Raw genomic sequence first — 19,230 nt, forward strand, 5'->3', positions numbered from 1 at the left:
CCGCGAACTGGACGGCAGTCGACGANCCCGGCGACGAAGNCCCNCCCCGCCGGTGCTTCCCTCGGTCGGTCAACCAGCCGCTGACCAGCGACGATCACACCTGGTAGTGCCTGAAACATCCGTAAAGGTCCGGACTCGCCGATGGCAGGATGTCTTGACTCCAATCAGACACAAATGACGCTTTCAGAAAAGACGCACCCGTTGCTGGGCGACGTCCCGATGCTCCGCGCCACTGTCCTCGGCGATGACCGCGACCGCCAAGGCCGCGAAGCGCAGCATGCCGACCCGGGGTCCGGGCGGATCCGGTATCTGTCGGACACACACCGCTGATCAACTTACGCTATAGGGCTTTTTCGGGCAGGCTTGCAGCTCTGCCGAAGACGGTCTCCAGCGCGGTCTCCAGCGCGGTCTCCAGCGCGGTCAGCGCCTCCTTTTCCCGGACAGCTATTAATTTCTCCGGGTTAGCTACCCCTGTGAGATTTCCGGCGATATCGTCGTCCTTGAATCTGAGGCGAGAGCTGTAAAATTCCTGGATCCATCGGGCCGCTGGGCCGAGCGCATCCTCTTCGAGACGCACCGGGCTGCGGTGGCAACCTCCAGGACGGCGGATCAAGCCGGCTTCCTGAAGCACCTTGAGGTGCCTGGAGACCGCCTGGAGACTTATCTCATACGGCTCGGCAAGCTCACCTACTGTGGCGTCATTTTTNACAAGTCGCTCGACCATGTTGCGACGGGTCGCGTCTGCAAGGGCCGCGAAAATTCTAGAAAATTCATCCATCTATCGCTCATCCTATCGCTTATCCAATTAATAATATTATCCGAATTTCTCAATCAAGATAAATTATCGATGAAGTCCCGGCCCGCGATAATACATAATTCGGATTATCCGGGCGGTCTCAAGGAGTCGATGCGTCAGCATCTATATGTTAGTGGCAGATCATTGAGGGCGGAATCAAGTGGTCATGGCGACGTATAAGAGCGTGTCTCGTGTGGGTGCGCGGGGTGCATCTCTGATCATGGATGTAATGGAGAACAGCCTCGCGGTGCGACTGGTCCCGGACGATCTATGGGAGCTGGTGGAAGCATTGCTGCCCTCGGTTCGAGACGCGTCGGCAGGGCGGTGGGACCGCACCGATCGGTTGGGACCGCCCCGCTCTGAACGCGTTCGATCTCACGTTCGACGGCCACCGGGCCCCGGCGCGCCGTCACCTCACCTCATTTTCGGGGTCAGCGCCCACGGGCTTTGATGCCTCGATGGCCTCGATGACCCGCGGGCGCAATTCGGCGGGGGGGATGACGGCGTCGACGGAGCCGACCTCGACCGCGCGTTGGATAGTGTGCCGGCGGTCGAACTCCGTGGCTATCTCGCGATGCTTCTCCGCGTGGACCGAGACGCGGAGCTCGTCGAGCTCCGCGGTTAGCGCGGTGTGGTCGGCGCCGGTGGCAGCCGCGACGCGGGCCTCCAGGCCGCGCACCCGCGGGTCGGCCGCGGTGCGGGCGTCGACTTCGCGGGCGAATACCACCGCGGCGGCGGGAGCGCCGCCGAGAACCGAGGCGAACGAGCCCTCCAGCGCCAGCACGGTNATGTTCGGGTTCAGCGCCTTCGAGAACACCACGAACGCGCCACCGTGGTACCGCGAGATCACGCAGAATACAATGGGCCCGCGGAAGTTCACGATCGCGCGGCCGATCTCGGCGCCGTACTCCAGCTGCAGCTTGCGCATCGACTCCGGCGAGCCGTCGAAGCCCGACAGGTTCGCCAGCACCACCAGCGGCCGGTTCCCGCTTGCCGCGTTGATCGCCCGTGCGACCTTCTTCGAGGACTGCGGGAACAGCGTGCCCGGAGTATAGATTTCCGGGCCGTCGGTGGGCGGGAAACCGTGCCGCGGCACAGCGCGCGACTCGATGCCGATCAGGCATACCGGTATGCCGCCGAGGTGTACGTCCCACACCACCGCGGTCTCCGCGCTCTCCATGTGCTTCCAGCGTTCCAGCACCGGGTGGTCCTGGTCGGACAGCGCCTCCATCACAGGGCGGATGCCGAAGGGCTTCTTGCGGTCCGGGTTGGCCTCGGCGGAGAAGATCTCACCGACGGAGGTGAAGTCGCTGCCAGCCACCGAGTGAGGGTAGTCGGAGATGTCGCGGTCGACGGGGTCGTTCGTCTCCGCTCGCCGCGGACCATCCTCGCCGGGGGCGACATATGTGTGGTTGTAGTATGCCATCAGCATGTCCACGGCGGCGGTCAGGTTCGGCGCCCAATACTGCCCCTGCCCGTTCGGGCCCATCACTCGGTCGTAGCCGCCAATGCCGAAGTTGTCCTCGGCCGACACGCCGCCGGAGACATCCACTGCCTGCTTGCCGGTGAGCACCATCGTCGAGTCCGGGATCATCACCAGGATGCCCTTGGTGTGCATGAGCATCGTCGCCTCGGCGTTCCAGTACGGCTGCGCACCGACGGTGATGCCCGTGACCACGATGTTGATCTCGCCGCCGGCCTGGGTGAACTCGACGATCTGCTTGAGTGCCGCGCCCACCCAGTCCATGTTCTCCGTGCCCGATTCCATGGAGATCCGGGCACCGGAGGACAGCGCGTACCATTCCAGCGGCAACCGCCTCCGCTCGGCCAGGTTCAGTGCGGCGATCACGCGGCGGCACTCCGGCTCTGACAGTGCGCCGAGCGACTTCGTCGGGTCGCTGAGCAGTACGACCCTGGTGACACCCTGCGGGTGCAGCCTGGTCGGGGTGGTGGCCACACCCACGACGATCGCCGCGGTGTTGTGCCCCTTCGGCCGGTCGACCGGCACCAGCGCGCAGTTGTCGTCGAGGTCGTACTCGACGAAGTCGCCGAGCAGGTCGGTCAGTTCATACGGGTGCATCATCTTGCGGTTGCTCGCGCGTAGCACCTTGAGCCGGTAATCGTCGATCGGCTCGACCGGCTCGACCGAAGGCTCGCCAACGGTCAGCTCGGCGCCCGTGGTCTTGAAGGAGACACACACGGCGATCTCAGACAGCTCGCCGGTCTGCGGGCTGCGCTGCTGGGCGATGAACAGGATCTCCTCTAGCTCGGCGTCCGCGGTCATCAGCAGCACACGCTCAGCGATCATCTCCAGCTCGGTGCGGGTGATGTCGCTCGGCGGCCAGACGTAGACCACGATCCGGTTGGTGTTGAAACGCTTGTCCGACGGTCGCCGCGACCGCGCGCGGCGGATCGAGTCGACGCAGGCGGCCACGGCGTCCTCGGCCGCTGGCAACGCGACCAGCTGGCCATCATGATCGTGCTCCCTAAACAGGTCGCGTACCTGGATGAACGCGACAAAGCGGTTATCCGACGGATTCTCCCGCGCCACGCACTGGTAGAGGTACACATCCTCGTCTGACGACGGCAACCGGGTGAGGTCGAATTTGCTCAGCCGCTCCAGCTGCATCCGCTGCGCGATGCACGGGTGCAGGCCGCGGATCAGCCGTTCCTCGGCCATCCCGGCGTCCGACGGCCGGAACGTGAAGTGGTGGGTCATCGTGCGGCTGCCTCCGGGGTGATGGTGATGGTGAGCCGACGCACCTGGGGCGGCAGCGGGTGCGCGCTGGCGGCCTCGCCCAGCGCGGCCGCCATCACGTCGGAGTCCGCCGGCTGGTTCTCCCAGGACAGGTAGATGTCAGCATCGACGGAGCGCTCGCCGCCTGCCAGCTCCGCAAGCCCACCCAGCGCCGCGTCCAGCGCGTCGAAGCCAACTGCGCAGGAGACGAGCCTGGAGCCCGCGCGCTCGGCCACCCAGAACCGGTAGCCGGCGTACTCGGTGGCGCGGATGTGGGTGAGGTCCTTGTTGCCGTAGTACCGGCGGGTCAGCACTTCCAGTATGACCGTGTTATCCCGGTCGCCGCGCAGCAGCCGCTGGCCCAGCAGCGGCACCAGCGGCTCGGTGCTGCGCACCATCTCGGCGATGCGCTCGGTGCGATCCGGCGCGTCCGGGTAGGCGTCCAGGTGGAGCAGGTGCTCGAAGATACGGATGCGCTCCTGGGCACGGCGCAGCAACTGCTGATGCTGGAACCAGGCGAACATCACGTCGAGCGCGAGGTCGGCAACCACGGGGAAGTGGCCCTTCGTGGCGGCCACCAGCCGCTCCAGCGCCAGACGCACCGGTTTGTGCACGGACTTGTCCGGCGGCGGCTCCCACCGCCACGATTCCAGCAGCGCCGCAACTACCTTGGCGGCCACCTTGGCGGTGGCGGGCTGCCGGGCGAGGAAGATCCGGAACACCGCGGCCTCGAGCTCGGGGGAGCGTTTCAGGTCGGTGACGTCGTAATGCCCGAGCGCCTTGGCCAGTTTGGCCTGGAACGCCTCCGGTAGCCCGGCCCGCTCGACGTCGAGGCTGCGCAGGTAGGTGTGGAAGTGCTCGTGAGGGTTGCGCAGGTGGCCCTCATCGCCGACGTCCATGCGGGCAGGCCGGTTCCGGCTCAGCTCGGCCAGGTCGGCGAATATTTCGATGATCTCTAGCTCCTTGGCCAGCGGCTGGTGGCCCTCCTCGGTGGCCGCCCGACGCGCGGCGAGGTAGTCGTGGAGCACCTGGCGCTCATCGTGCAGGTCGAAGCCCAGCAGCAAAGCGCGCAGATCCTCCAGGCCGCGCGCGGTGCGCTCACGCGCCGGGACCTCCTCGGGCGCGGTCGGCAGGTCCAGCCCGGCCGCCGCGGCGGCCGGGCTGTCCTCGACCTCGGCGCCGGCGATCGGCTCCAGCCGCAGCAGCGGCGCACCCGCCTCTACCTGGCTGCCCACGGAGACGAAGTATTCCCTCACCCGCGCCTTGAACGGCGCCTGCAGCACCGTCTCCATTTTCATGCTCTCCAGCACCAGGATTTGTGCGCCCGCCTCGATCTCGGCGCCAACCTCCAGCGGCGTGGCGATAACCATGGCAGGCATGGGCGAGCGGACGACGTCGCCCTCGTCGCGGCTGACCCGGTGGGTGACGCCGTCCACCTCGATCAGGTGGACGGGCCCGTGGATGTCGGCGAGTAGCCGGTACCGGGCACCGTTGACGACGATCTGCCCGGTGTGCCGATCGAAGCGGTCAATCTTGACGTCAGCGGTGCGGACGTCGGCGCCCGCTTCGAGGCTGACGTGGAACCGGCACGGGCCCCGCCGCGCCACGCGCGCCCGGTAGCCGACGTCGCGCAACTTGAGGTCCAGCGGCCGAGCGCTGTCGTGCTGCACCTGCGGGCGTCCGCCGAACGCCGTCAACAGCAGCCGCTGCCGCTCGACGTGCTCCTTCTCCTCGTACGCGTCGATGGCCGCTGCCACCAGGGCCACGGCGGAGTGCCGGTGCGAGACAAGCCCGTCCCCGACGCGGTCGATCCAGCCGGTGTCCGCGCTGGCGTCGATCACCTCGNGCCGGTTGAGCAGGTCCAGCAGGAAGCTCTTGTTCGTGACACCACCATTGATGATCACTTTGGTCTCCTGAATCGCCCGGCGCAGCCGGCCCAGCGCCCCGTCGCGATCGCGGCCGTAGGCGATGATCTTCACGATCATCGAGTCGAAGTCGGCCGGGATGGTGTCGCCCTCGCTGAAGCCAGTGTCGACGCGGATGCCGGGTCCGGCTGGCAGCTCCAGCCGCGTGATGTGGCCCGGGCACGGCATGAAGTCGCGGTCGGGGTCCTCCGCGTTGAGCCGGGCCTCGACGGCGTGTCCGCGCTCGACCGGCCGCACGCCCTGCAGCCGGCCGGCCGAGGCCACGTGTAGTTGGGCCTTGACCAGGTCGAACCCGGTTGTGGCCTCGGTGATCGGGTGCTCGACCTGCAGGCGGGTGTTGACCTCGAGAAACGTGACCTGCTTGTCGCCGGGGNGGTAGAGGAACTCGACGGTCGCCGCGCCCCGGTAGCCGACCGCGACGATCAGCCGCTCGGCCGCGGCCTTGAGGTTGGCCGCCTGCTCCGGGCTGAGCACCGGCGAGGCCGACTCCTCGATTACCTTCTGGTTGCGCCGCTGCACCGAGCAGTCACGGACGCCGAGCGCCCACGCGGTGCCCTGGCCGTCGGCAATCACCTGGACCTCGACGTGCCGGGCCCCAGTAATTAGGCGCTCCAGGAACATGACATCGATGCCGAACGCCCGCGCGGCCTCTTGCCTGGTGCGCTCGAAGGCGTTGACAAGCTCGGACTCGTCCCTGATCACACGGATGCCCCGACCGCCGCCGCCCGCGGCTGCCTTGAGCATAAGCGGATAACCGATCTTGGCAGCCGCTGCCAGGGCGGCGTCCAGGCTCTCGACCGGACCGCGGCTCCACGGCGCGACCGGCACGCCGACCTCCTCGGCGATCCGCTTCGCGCCGATCTTGTCGCCGAGCTTACGCATGGCCTCGGAACTGGGCCCGATGAAGGTGACCCCGAGCCTCTCGCAAAGCTCTTCGAACGCCGGGTCCTCCGCGACGAAGCCCCAGCCGACCCACGCGGCGTCGGCCCCAGTCTCCACCAGCGCGCGCTCTAGGACCCTCAGATCGAGATAGGGACGCGCGGCGGCCGGGCCAAGACAGTAGGCCCTGTCGGCCTCGCGCACGAACGTCGCGGTGCGGTCGACGTCGGTGTACAGGGCGACGGTCTCGATCGCTGTCGCGGTCTCGGCGACTATCTCCCGAACGGCTCGGATGAGGCGCATCGCGGCCTCACCACGGTTGACGATGGCGACGCAGCGGAACACGGCTGAGTCCTTCCTGCTCAAGACACATCATTCGGCTGGCGGGTGGCCGGTTCGTCCTCGCGACTGGTGACTGACCGGAATGTGGGGATGGCGTCCGGCCGGTCGCGATGACCGCGCCGGGATCGGCGACTGCTTGATATCGGGCCTACGCCCAGCGCAAGGCGACTCCACCCCACGTCGCGCCGCCGCCGAAAGCCACGATAAGGAGCAGGGAGTCCCGCTGGAGCCGACTGGCCCGTACAGCGTCATCCAGTGTGATCGGCACGGAAGCGGCACCGGTGTTGCCGTACTTGCCGACGGTGAGATGCAACATTCCCGAGGCGAGCCCCAGGTTCTCAGCCAGGTCGGCCAGCATCACGCCGTTCGCCTGATGAGACACGATGAGATCAACGTCGGGCAGCGTTATACCCACAGTCGTGCACAGTTCCGTCACGACTGCTGCCAACTTCTCGGTTGCCAGGCGACGAACCTCCCGGCCGTTCATCATGAAGTAGTGCTGATGTTTCTCGATGCTGAGATGGCTCGGAGGTATTCGACTGCCTCCGCCTGGGATCTGGATCAAGTCCTTGTTGCGCCCGTCCGAGTACAGGGTGCTCGCCAACAGGCCTTGTCCGTCAGGTACCTTGCCGAGGACGACCGCGCCAGCACCGTCTCCGAAAAGAGTCGAGGTGCGGTAGTCGGTGTAGTCAAGAATGCGCGAATAGGTGTCGGCGCCAATAACCAAGGCGGTGGAGTAATCCGGGTCCGCGGCAAGTAGGGAGTCGGCGCACTTCAGCGCGTAGATGAAGCCGGTGCAGACCGCTTGAATATCGAAGGCGAACGCTCGAGTGGCGCCGATGGATGCTTGAACGTGGCATGCGGTGGCGGGCATGGGCTGGTCGGGTGTGGATGTGGCAAGCACGATCAGATCGATGTCCCGGGCCTGCATGCCTGCCGCGGCGAGCGCCTGTCGTGCGGCGTGGGCAGCCAGATCCGAGGTGGCCTCGTGCGGTGCTGCCACACGGCGTTCGCGGATGCCGGTCTTCTCGAAGATCTTGCCACGGTCGAGACCGAGGCGATCTTCCATTTCTTCACTCGTCAAAATTTTTTCTGGGACGTATGACCCGGTTCCCAGAATGGCTGTGTTCACGATTAATCCTTTCAGGGGTCGAGGCTACAGAAGNTCGGCGATATACTCACTGAATTCTGCGATTGTGGGATGCTCCCGGATTGCGGCGAGCGAGATGGAGACCTTGAATATTTGCTGGATTCGTCCGCGGAATTCCACGGCGCGTAGGGAGTTCAGACCGAGTTCCGAAAAGGCGGCACTAGGGCTCAGTCGACGCGCTCGCAAGCTGAGGATCTCACGCAAGATTTCAAAGATCATCTTTCTGATGATCTTGAGGCGTTCATCTCTGGTAGCCTGTGAAATCTCGGCGCTGATGTCGGCGTCCGTCCCAGTGTCCGGACGTTGCTCGGTCGGCTCTGTATGCGCTGACCGGGCCGAGTCGGTCGGGGGCGCCAGGTTCCTGAGTAGCTTGATCAGATAGGTGCGTCTGTCCCACGTCGTAGGCGGCACGTCCGCGATGGCTCCATCGCCGTGCCACCGCCGCCAATTCATGTCGAGCCCGGCGCAATGAAGCGCTGCGATGCTCGTTCGTAGGGCTGTGGCCTGATCGTGCCTGTTATCGGTAGTCGGTACAACCGTGGCCTCCGGCGCCCCGGCCGCCTGGAGGGTCAGAATAAGCGGGTGGATTGCCACCGGATGTGGAGAGATCTCCTGGAAAAGCTGGTGTCCGTCGTTGACGATGGCGGTCGTGGCATCCACCGCCCGAACCGGGCAGCGCATGTTCTCACCCCAGTAGGCAGCATCGAATGTGGGTGTCTGCCGCGGATCAGGCAGAACCGTGGTATAGAAACGGATCGTCGGCTGCCTAGGCCGTATATCGCTGAGCTCAGCGGTCAACGCGTCGGCGACTGGATGGATCAGGGGACAGTGCGAGGCGACATCGACATTGATCATATGCGCGGGAACGTCGCGGGATGTCCAGCTTTCGACCAGGCGTTCGACTTCGACTCGAGTACCGCCGATCACGGTGGACCGGGGTGCGGCGAAGAACGCGACAGCCACGTCGGGAAGATGGTCGATCTCTGCCTGGACCGTGGCCGCATCCAGTTCGACGACCGCCATCGCCGCAACGCGGGCTTCGGCGATGGGAACGCACAGCCGAGACCGACGGCAGATGACGCGGATGCCGTCTTCCACGGTCAACGCCTCCGCGATCACGGCGGCGGCGATTTCACCCATGGAGTGTCCTACTACGGCGGCGGGGNGGATGCCGTGGGATTGCAGGGTGCGCGCCAGAGCGACCTGTACCACGAAAATCAAGGGCTGTACCTGGTCGATTCGGGTCACCTCGTCACCGGCCCGCAGCACCTCCTCCGGCGAGAAACCCGACTCGGCGCGAATCAGGGGGTCGAGCGCCGCGATCGTGTCGGCAAACACGGGTTCGGTGGCGAACAGGTCTCGCCCCATACCGGGCCACTGCGAGCCGTGGCCGCTGAACACCCACACCGGTCCCGTTGCGTGCTCGGCGTGGACATAATCGTTGACCATGCCTTCAGGACGGGGGTGTGTCCCGTCGGCATATGCGCGTNGGCGGTTGACGAGATCGNCCNGGGAGCGAGCGACGACCGCCAGTCTCTCGGGGCCGTGCGAGCGGCGTACCGCGAGCGTGTGCGCGATATCTTTCAAGGGTGTCGTCGCGCCGGAGCGGATGAGCCAGTCGGCGAGCCTGATCGCGGAATGCTGCAGCGCAGTTTCTGATCCTTCCGACAGCAGGAACGTGAGAACGGAATCGTCGCTGCTGCTGGACGACCTCGGCGCGACCGGGGAGCTGGAATCCGGCGGTTCCTCCACGATGGCATGCGCGTTGGTCCCGCCCACACCGTAGGAGGACACGGCCGCGAGGCGCGGACCACCGGTGACTGGCCATGGTGTCGTTACGGTCGGAACGAACAACCTGGTGCCGGACGGGTTGATAGCGGGGTTCCACCGTCGGAAATGCAGGGACGCCGGGACCTCACCGTGGTACACCGCCAATATGGCTTTGAGTAGCCCCACCATGCCCGCGGCGGGTTCGGCGTGGCCGAAGTTCGTCTTAGCCGAACCCAATGCACACCGGCCTCGTCCCCGTCCGTAGACGGCGGCCAGCGAACGGAACTCGATCGGGTCGCCAACGATGGTTCCGGTGCCGTGCGCTTCGATCATTCCAATTTCTTCCGGGTCGACATCGGCAATACTCAGGGCGGTACGGAACACCTCTTCCTGAGCTTGCTCGGAAGGAACGGTGAACGGGGACGTCTTCCCGTCATGATTGACCGCCACCCCCCGTAGCACGGCGAGCACGCGGTCCTGGTCACGCATCGCGTCGTCGAGACGTTTAAGTACGAGGACCACGCAGCCCTCGGCCCGAACGTAGCCGTCCGCTCGTTCGTCAAAGCTGAAGCATCGCCCGGTGGGAGATAGCACTCCCAACTCGTTATAGGCCAGGAACGTTCGGGGGCTGAGTAGCAGGTTGACCGCGCCAGTGATCGCGAGGTCACACTCGTCCTGCCGAAGGCNGTTACATGCCAGGTACACGGTGGCCAACCCTGTCGAACACGACGTGTCCACGGTCATGCTGGGACCGCGCAAACCGAAGACGTGCGATATCCGACCGGATGCCGGTCCGGCCTGGTTACCGGGCANAAAGTAGGGGCCCCCGCCGCTCGGGAGCTGATGTGCGTGGAGCATATGGTCCAAGTTGGACATGCCGACGAACACAGCAGTGCTGCTCCCTACCAGGTCATCGGTTGGCAATCCAGCGTGCTCGAACCCCTCCTGCACGACCTCCAGCAACAGCCGATGTTGAGGATCGATCAACTCTGCCTCGGTCGGGTCGATACCGAAGGCCTCTGGATCGAAGGCGCCGACGTCCTCCGACAAAAACCCGCCACGCCACAGCACGTTCCGATCGGTCTCTGCCTGCGATGCTTCCCGCGACGCCTCACTCCATCGCTCTGATGGCACATCGGTGACCGCATCACGACCGTCGCGGAGGAAATCCCACAGCGACGCCGCGGAACCAACGCCGCCAGGAAGGCGGCACCCGATCCCAATCACCGCAACCGCGCTGGAGGTGTTTCCCCCAGCATCCCGCGTCCGTTCACCCGAACCCTTACTCGGATCCGCGCGGATGGTCTGATCCGCCTTCTTGACCGGAGCGTCGTTGGCGGAGTCGTCGGTTGTAGTGACCGTGATGTCACTGTTGGTCAGCTGTTCGACCAGGACGGGCCGGATCGGGTCCGCAAGATCCGGGGAGACCCGGGGCAGTCGATCGTCGCTCTTCCTCTGCTTCGACACGAGGACGCTCCTCAGCGACTCGGTTGAGATGATGAAGGAAGAGTACCCCAATCCGGTCGCTTATCAACCACTTGGTTAATATATATTCCACTTTGGTGTGGTTGTCGGCGGGGCGGACACGCCGGGCCTCGACCGGGCCCACGCAGGAGGAGGNGCCTGGTGTCCCGGTCCGGAGATCTGCGCTCTGATGAGATCTGTGATGAGGCCCCGTCAGATGATCCACAGCCGCCAGCGAAGTCGCGGCCCGTGNCTACCCGTGAGGTTGTACGCCTCCAGACTCTCCATGAGGAGGCGGGGGTGAGGTGGAGGCGCTCCGCTCGCGCTCGCCAACATGTCGCTGCGGCTCACACGTACGTTCCTGGGGGCTCCTGCTGCTGTCCTTAACCCACGCGACGATCTGGGCCCGTGAGGTGAAACCGAGCTTGCCGAGAATGCGCTCGACGTGACCTTCCGCCGTGCGCTGGGCGATCACCAGGTAGCTCGCGATCTCCTTGTTGCTCAGACCGCGGGCGACGAGGTCCGCCACCTGACGCTCCCGAGGGGTCAGGGGCACCTCCGGCTCGCCGGCGGGAACGACGGGGTGGGCGACGGGAGTCCCGGTGCCCTGGGTAGCCGCGGCGACGGCCTCGTCCAGGTCGAGTTCCGCGCCCTGCGCTAGGGCGCGTTCGAGCTTCCGTTGATCCAGGACGCGTCGCAGGGACGCCTCGCATCGGTGGTGGAACGAGGCGAGCCCGAAGACGGCGATCGACGCCCCGGTCTCACGCCAGATCCGCCCGGCCGCGCCGAGCAGGACCGCGGACTCGTGGTGCCGACCGGCCGAGGCCATGACCCACGCCTGCTGCTCCAGCGCGACGGCGATGCCGACATGGTCGTGGAACGCGTATTTGAGGGAGATGGCCGCGGCATGGTGCTCCATCGCCTGCTCCAACTCGCCTAGCTGCCAGGCCGCNAGACCGAGGCCGCACAGAGCGAACGAGCGGAAGCAGCATTCGCCGAAGCGCTCGGTCAACGCCACGCATTCCGCGAAGACGGTCGCCGCCGCGTCCTGTTCCTCGCGGATTCCGTGGGCCAGCCCGAGATAGAGCAGTGATTGGGCGAGACCGAGCGGCTCGTCGAGGTCAGTGAACCGGCGGCGGGCGTCCTGACTGCGCTCCACCGCCGCCGACGTGTCCCCGCTGATGGCGGCGAGCCTGCCCTCGACGCAGGCGATGCGTGCGAGCACCCGCTGCTCGTGCAGCCTGGCGGCCAGATCGCGAGCCTCGGCCAGCAGCGACGCCGCCGCGGTGATGTCGCCCTGGAGGGACGCGGCGTGGGCGGCCGATTGCAGACCGATGGCCCGGATCCCGTCCGGCTCCGTGGCCTTGCTCAGCCCCCGATCAAACCAGAAGCGCGCCTCGCTGAGTAGCCCGATGGCGGCCCAGTATTGCCACAAGGCCACCATGATGGACAGAGCGGTCTCCGCCAGGCCCGGTGTGGTGAGGCAGAGGTCCAGCGCAACCCGTAGGTTCGCTTGCTCGTTCCGGATCCGCCGGATCCAGTCCAGTTGGGCCGGGCTGCACCACTGAGCGTCGGCGAGGGCCGCCATCCGGCGGTAGTAGGCGAGATGCCGACGGCGCACGTCCTGTTCCCGACCGGACTCGCGCAGGCGGTCCTGGCCGTACTGGTGAATGGTGTCCAGCATCCGGAACCGGACCATCCCCTCGTCGTCGTCACGGACCAGAATCGACTTGTCAACCAGCCCGCTCAGCACGTCCAGCACGACTGCCGGCGGGTACCNGGCGCCCTCCACCTGCTCAGCCGCCTCCAAGGTGAACCCGTCGGCGAACACCGACAGGCACGCCCACATCTGCTGCTCCTCGGGATTGCACAGGCCGAAGCTCCAGTCGATCAGCGCGCGCAGGGTCTGCTGGCGGCGGGGTCCGGCCCTGTTGCCTCGCGTCAACAGGGCGTAGCGGTTGTCGAGCCGATCGAGGATCTGCTCCAGGGACAGCGTCCGGAGCCGAGCAGCCGCCAGTTCGATCGCCAGCGGGATGCCATCCAGGCGATGGCACAGCGACGCGACGGTCCGCCAGTTGCCCTCGTCGAGGCTGAATTCCCCCAGTACCGCCGCCGCGCGCTCCGCCAGCAGGCTCACCGCCTCGTACTGGATGAGCCCGCCAGCCAACGCGGACTGGTCCGCGCCCGGGGCCGGCACCGGGGGTACTCTCAGCGGGGGCACCTTCAGCACCCGTTCCCCCGCCACCCCGAGCAGGTGGCGGCTGGTTGCGATGACCCGCAGGTCCGGGCCCGCGCGCAGCAGGGTGTTGACGAGCCGGGCACACGTGTCCACGAGGTGCTCGCAGTTGTCGAGCACGAGCAGGATCCTGCGCGGAGCAAGGTGCGCGGCGAGCGTCGCCGCGGTCCATCGCCCGGAGAGGAACTGCAGGTCCATCGCCTCGGCGACCGCGTCGACGACCAGTGACGGGTCGTCGAGGTCGGCCAACTCGGCGATCCAGACACCGTCGGGGAACGCGCGCTGCCGGTCCGCCGCGAGCCGAAGGGCGAGGCGGGTCTTCCCGACCCCCCCGGGCCCGGTCAGCGTGAGCAACCGGGCGCCGGCCAGCAACCGCAATGCCTCTGCCAGCTCCTGTCTGCGACCGACGAAGCTGGTTAGTTCCGCCGGCAGGTTCGACCTTCCACGTCCGGACACACACAACACCGTCCCGCTACCTGTGGGGGGACACAACTTGGTCGGATAAGTGGACAACTGGGACGGACAGGTGGACAACTGGGACAGACAGGTGGGCAGGCGAGCGGACAGGTAGTGAGACAGGTAGTTCTCCCGTCCCCGCACACCGGTCCGTCGCTCAGGCTGCACCCATGCCGAGGACGCAGACTGCACTGCCAGCAGCCTTGGGATGCCGGGGACCGGAGCCGACCGGCTGGAGCGGGTGTAGGCAGCCAGGGCAATGGCACATCCACAGGCCAATCAATTGTAATAGTCGGGTGTTGTACATCCGTGTTCCATGCAATGAGATGACGCCAGAGTTGGGGGAGACCCTGCGAAGCAGGGCAGTTAGGAAGATCGTTAACGTGGCGGCCGGATCTGGTTGCGGAGCTAGCCAACAAAGTCCCTTGGTATCGTCGACACCAGTCCTGTGCGCTTATGACGAAGTAAATTTATGCGAGACTAAGCACGCGAGACCAGATGCGAAAATCCAGCCGGTGGGCGAGGCCGACCGCGTTTCCCGGAAACTTCGACAAAGATCTGATTTGATGACCAACGAGAAAGCGCATTCACCGAAGGGCTTGCCGGTGATTCGGCAGACGACCTCCGAAACTGATGTCGTGGTAGTCGGTGCCGGCATCATAGGCCTGGCGAACGCCCTTCAGCTTGCCAAACGAGGCCTGCGAGTAACGCTGATCGACAACCTTCGCGACAAGAAACACAGCTACAAGGTTGGAGAGTCGTTCCTAGTCTTCACAAGTGCTTTTCTCCGCACTGTGGGCGAGCTGGATGAGTTCATCACCGAGGAATCATTCGCGAAACTCGGTGTATGGTTCTCCCACGGCACGGAGAACAGATCAGACTTCCACGACGCCACCGAGTGGGCCATCAACGCCGACCCGCATCCGCCGCATTATCTCTACGATCTTGCGCCCGACAAGAAGTGGTTCCGCTGCATGTTCCTCGACATGCAGATCGTCCGTCCCGAAGCGGAGGATTCGATGTGTGCGGCCGTCCGACGGCGTGCTGGAATCACTTTCGTCGACACCGCCCGAGTGAGCGACATACAGATCTCCCCGGGAGCGGACTGGCACCAGGTGGAATGGCTGGACGGCACAACCGGGCACAGCAACATCATCCGAACGCGCTGGGTCGTCGACTGTTCTGGACGCAACCGGTTGTTGGCCCGCGGCCGCGGACATGCCGCGGAGCGGCGGGAACTGACTGACGGATTTCAGACGACAGCGGTCTGGGGCCAGTTCGAGGGCGTGACCGACGGCCTGTTCGGTGACGAGTGGACGCATACCTTCCCTAACGGCCGCGATACGCAACGCGACCTGTACACCGTACATTTGTGGGGGGCCGGTTACTGGATCTGGGTCATCCGGCTCTCGAAGGAACGGATCAGCGTCGGCGCGACTTTCGACCAGCGGTCGGCGCCACCCGGCCGAACTCCGCAGGAGCAGTTCTGGAATCTCATCCGGCGGCACCCCGTCCTCGACAAGGTGATCGCACCGGAGTCACTCCTTGAGTTCCGGACCTACCGGAACGTCCAGCACTGGACCGACACGTTCGTCAGCCCGCAGCGCTATGCAATGGTAGGCGACGCGGGCAGNATCATCGACGCCTACTACAGCCAGGGAATCGCGCTGGCGTTGGTGACCAGTTGGCATCTCGCCAACATTGTCCAGGACGACGTCCGCTCCGGGAACCTGGACCGGGCGTATATCGAGCGGGTGAACCGAGCCACTCGCCAGGACTGGCACATGCTGCGCGCGATGGTCCGCGAAAAGTACACTGCCGCGATCGCGGATCCTCGCTTCTTCGTGTTGTCCCACGTGCTTGATATGATGGTGTTCTGGTCGGTGGGCAGCACCCGTTCAGCGCTCACCCGATGGCTCGTCGACACCGAGGGCGACACCACTCGGGAGACCCCGAAGAACCGCCGCGTCCGGCGGCGTCTGCAATCCACGCTATTCTACTCCCGGGCCCCGCTGTGGCGGTGGTTGCCGCCGGAAACCGTGCATTGGATACAGAGCCGGCTACAGGCCAACCTCGCGGCCCGCGCACGGTGGCGGCTGGATCACGGTGTCAAGCTACCAACGGTCCGTAGTGTCCAGAACGTCACCGCGCCGCTGCCTAAGCTGTGGTGGCTGGCGATCGGCGGGGACCGCGGNCGAGATATTTNAGCTCATGACCTGGTGGAACCCGCGGAACTACGACCAGAGGGCACCGCGACCTGGTTGGACCGGTTGCCCGTGCCGGCCAACACCCGATTGCGATGGGTGATCCGGCTGCGGCCGTACGCCCTGCTCGCCGGATTCTCCGCTGCCTATCTGTGGGACGGGGCGGACACGGCGATCCGACGCCTGCGCCTGCTTGTACGCCGCCCCAGCGACAGCGCGACGGCCAGCGAACTCGCTAACCACGAGGCCTTGCTAAGGAAGAATGAATGAAAGCCGTTACCACTGGGCGACCGATCGCTTATCTACATTTGGACTCGCCGCACGCGGAGTACCCACAGATCGTTACCGCCCTGGCTGATTACGGTGTCACGGCAGTCGCGGTCCATCTCGACAACGTGCACACCGTCGACTGGACAGCGTTCGACGGCGTGAACCTACGAATGTGCCGCGGCTTCCACGAGCGGCCCGACTTTCTTGACAGGATCCGGAGACTGTATCTGGAGCTGGACGGGAAGATTCCAATTCTGAACTCGATGCGGGTGGCCGTCGGGACGCTCGACAAACGTCGGTACCTGTCAGAGCTCGAACAGGACGGCATCGCGGTGATCCCGACCCGGTGGGTTTCCCGGGGCGAGGACGTGACGATTGACACGCTCATGACCCAGACCGGATGGGACCATGTCGTCATCAAGCCAACCGTCTCGGCCGGCTCCTGGCGCACCTTCCGGGTCTCACGGAGCGGGCCGAGCACCTCAGCAACGCACTTCGTCCGGCACGGCCACGAAGCAACGTCGGCGACGGGCGTGGCACCACGCCGCGACACGGAACCCGAGACACTGCTCCGTGACTTGGTGTCCACCCATCACGTCTGTGTCCAGCCCTTTCTTTCATCGATCCTGGCTCACGGTGAACTCTCCTTCGTCTTCCTAGGCGGAAAGTTGAGCCACGCGGTCCGCAAAAGAGTCGCCCGGGACGGCGGCTGGTGGGCACACGAACGGTTCGGTGGCCGGAATGAAGTGATCCAGCCGACACCAGCCGAGCGTGAGTGGGCGTACTGTGTATATGAAGCACTAGAGAACCGATACNGACCGTTGATCTTCGGCCGGGTTGACGGCTTGCGGGACGAACACCGTGTGCTGCGGCTACTGGAATGTGAGCTCGTCATCCCCCGTCTGCTCCTGACCGAGGGCAACGCCTACGACACGTACGCAAAGACCATCGCGCGGGCGGTTGGCGGCTGACCCGATGACCTACCGAGAAACGCTCGCCGGCCCCGGGGAGTAACGGTTACGCACGCAGCGCATCGGATCTACCGGCGGTTTNCCTCATCCTGCCACTCTCGCTCGTGCTCGGCGTCACCGTCGGTTTAGACGTCCGCCTGACCTTCCCAGGAGTAGTGATGGTCAACGCATCCGGTCCGGTAGCCGCGCTGTCGCCCCATGCGCTTCTCGTTTTCCTGCTCCAGATCGCTTTCCTGCTCGGGCTAGCTTATCTCCTCGGGCGGGCGGCAACGCGGCTGGGAATGCCGGCAGTGGTGGGTGAACTCCTCACCGGCGTGATCCTCGGGCCATCTCTGCTTGGCGCGCTCGCGCCTGGCTTCGCCGGCTGGCTGTTGCCCGCACGGGCCGACCAGTTCCATCTCCTCGACGCCGTCGGCCAGCTCGGCGTGATTCTGCTGGTCGGATTCATCGGCATAGAGATGGACATCCAGATGGTGCGGCGCCGGGGTCTGGCCGCCGCCCGGGTCGGCCTCGCCGGGCTGCTGGTTCCGGTGGGCCTCGGCGTCTCGGCGGGTCTACTGCTGCCTGACTCTCTCGTCGCGGACGGCGCCCATCGGCTGGTGTTCGCGGTGTTCCTCGGCGTAGCGCTCGGGGTCAGCGCGATCCCGGTAGCCGCGAAGATCCTCATCGACATGAACCTGTTGGACCGCAACGTCGGCCAGCTCACCCTGGCCGCGGCCGCAGTCGACGACGTGGCCGGGTGGTTCGCACTCTCCATAGTGTCGGCGATGGCGACCACGGGCGTGCGTGGCAGTGACATCGCCGTGCCGGTGGTCAGCGTGCTCGGCACCGTGCTGGCCGCCCTGGTGGTCGGTCCTCCGACGGTCCGACGGGCACTTCGATACGCCAGCACGGCGCGCGACGGCGGTGGCCACATCGTGGTCGTCACCGTACTGATCCTGGCCGCGGCGGCGGCCACGGAGGCACTGAAGCTTGAGGCGATCTTCGGCGCGTTCATCGCCGGCGTCGTCATCGGGTCCAGCCGGGGTTTCGCTCCCGACCGGGTCGCGCCGCTGCGGACGGTGGTGCTCACCGTGCTGGCGCCGATCTTCTTCGCCACCGCCGGGCTACGGGTCGATCTCGGCAAGCTCACCGACCTGTCGGTCCTCGCCGCCGGCCTGGTGGTCCTGCTGCTTGCCGTCGCGGGCAAGTTCGCCGGCGCCTACCTCGGAGCCCGGGCCAGCCGGCTTGGCCACTGGGAGGCCCTCGCGCTCGGCGCCGGGCTGAACGCCCGCGGGGTCATCGGTCTGGTCGTCGCCGGAGTGGGGCTGCGCCTCGGCGTGTTGAACACGGCGGCCTACACGGTGGTGGTCCTCGTGGCACTCATCACCACCATGATAACTCCGCCGATCCTGCACCTCACGATGCGACGGGTGGAGCACACCGCGGACGAGACACTACGGCGACTGGACCCCCCGGCGACACCGAAAGCGCACATTCCGGTGCCCGACGCTAGCGCCGGCATGGACGTCAAATAACCGCATCCTGCAAAAGGCTGTTTCGTAACTCGATCGGGTGTGGTGTGGGTGGGGTCGGGGNGTGCTCGACCCGCGCGACCCGACCGGCTCACTCCCGCTCGTCAGCCCGTCGGGAAGACCACGGACAGGCCAACGACTGCGTGGCAGATGAAGGATTTTGACCCTTCGGAGTCGCCCTGCCCCTACCAGCCCAGGAGTGCGAATCCCCTGGGCCACCCGACCCAAGAAGCTGTTTTGGAATTACCCTGGTCCCATATCCCGACCCGATAAAGCGGGCTGTCGACCGGTTGGCACGCCGAGCGCCGGAGTCCGATCCTCTGGCGCCCAGCATGCGTCCGAGGTTAGGGCAAGATCTAAAATAGGTTCTTAGAATTTTCCTCCGGGAGGGGTTGGGACCGCTGTCTGGGCTATGACCGCAACGTGGCTGGTGGCCCCGGCTGGCGCCGGCCGGGGTGTCGCACTTTGCGGACTCTCGATACTGGCCCGTGGTACNGGTACGGCGCCGCCGTTGTC

General features: G+C 65.8%; 8 protein-coding genes and 1 pseudogene. 3 read left to right on the forward strand and 6 right to left on the reverse strand.

The window, feature by feature from the left end; translation table 11 throughout:
• Nucleotides 1-183 precede the first annotated feature (183 nt).
• From ALLO2_RS26270 to ALLO2_RS08500, 6 genes and pseudogenes are all read right to left on the reverse strand, one after another.
• Complete coding sequence (locus tag ALLO2_RS26270) at nt 184-324, reverse strand: hypothetical protein (protein WP_157902460.1); 141 nt, start codon at nt 322-324, stop codon at nt 184-186.
• A gap of 16 nt (nt 325-340) precedes the next feature.
• Nucleotides 341-778, reverse strand: a complete 438-nt coding sequence (locus ALLO2_RS24170; RefSeq protein ID WP_011435438.1) for a helix-turn-helix transcriptional regulator — start codon at nt 776-778, stop codon at nt 341-343.
• A gap of 427 nt (nt 779-1,205) precedes the next feature.
• Nucleotides 1,206-6,682, reverse strand: a pseudogene (locus ALLO2_RS28120) (carboxyl transferase domain-containing protein).
• A 145-nt stretch (nt 6,683-6,827) separates the two neighbouring features.
• Nucleotides 6,828-7,811, reverse strand: a complete 984-nt coding sequence (locus tag ALLO2_RS08490) for a 3-oxoacyl-ACP synthase III family protein (RefSeq protein ID WP_023841298.1) — start codon at nt 7,809-7,811, stop codon at nt 6,828-6,830.
• A gap of 24 nt (nt 7,812-7,835) precedes the next feature.
• The gene (locus tag ALLO2_RS08495; RefSeq protein ID WP_051875012.1) at nt 7,836-11,066 is read right to left on the reverse strand and encodes a type I polyketide synthase; all 3,231 of its coding nucleotides are present in this window, start codon (nt 11,064-11,066) and stop codon (nt 7,836-7,838) included.
• A 250-nt stretch (nt 11,067-11,316) separates the two neighbouring features.
• Entirely contained in the window at nt 11,317-13,755 is a 2,439-nt protein-coding gene (locus ALLO2_RS08500; protein WP_157493313.1) for a LuxR C-terminal-related transcriptional regulator, read from the reverse strand.
• Between the two features lie 515 nt (nt 13,756-14,270).
• Between ALLO2_RS08500 and ALLO2_RS08505 the strand changes: the two genes are divergently transcribed.
• From ALLO2_RS08505 to ALLO2_RS08515, 3 genes are all read left to right on the forward strand, one after another.
• On the forward strand, nt 14,271-16,229 hold the full coding sequence (locus ALLO2_RS08505; RefSeq protein ID WP_232234974.1) for an NAD(P)/FAD-dependent oxidoreductase: 1,959 nt from the start codon (nt 14,271-14,273) through the stop codon (nt 16,227-16,229).
• Nucleotides 16,226-17,200: a RimK family alpha-L-glutamate ligase gene (locus tag ALLO2_RS28125; RefSeq protein WP_035730977.1), complete on the forward strand. Its 975-nt coding sequence runs from the start codon at nt 16,226-16,228 to the stop codon at nt 17,198-17,200. The genes ALLO2_RS08505 and ALLO2_RS28125 overlap by 4 nt, the downstream gene beginning before the upstream one ends.
• Nucleotides 17,201-17,358: 158 nt before the next feature.
• Complete coding sequence (locus ALLO2_RS08515; RefSeq protein ID WP_023841294.1) at nt 17,359-18,717, forward strand: cation:proton antiporter; 1,359 nt, start codon at nt 17,359-17,361, stop codon at nt 18,715-18,717.
• The last annotated feature ends 513 nt before the right edge of the window (nt 18,718-19,230 follow it).

Source organism: Frankia sp. Allo2 (assembly GCF_000733325.1).
GTDB classification, from domain to species: domain Bacteria; phylum Actinomycetota; class Actinomycetes; order Frankiales; family Frankiaceae; genus Frankia; species Frankia casuarinae.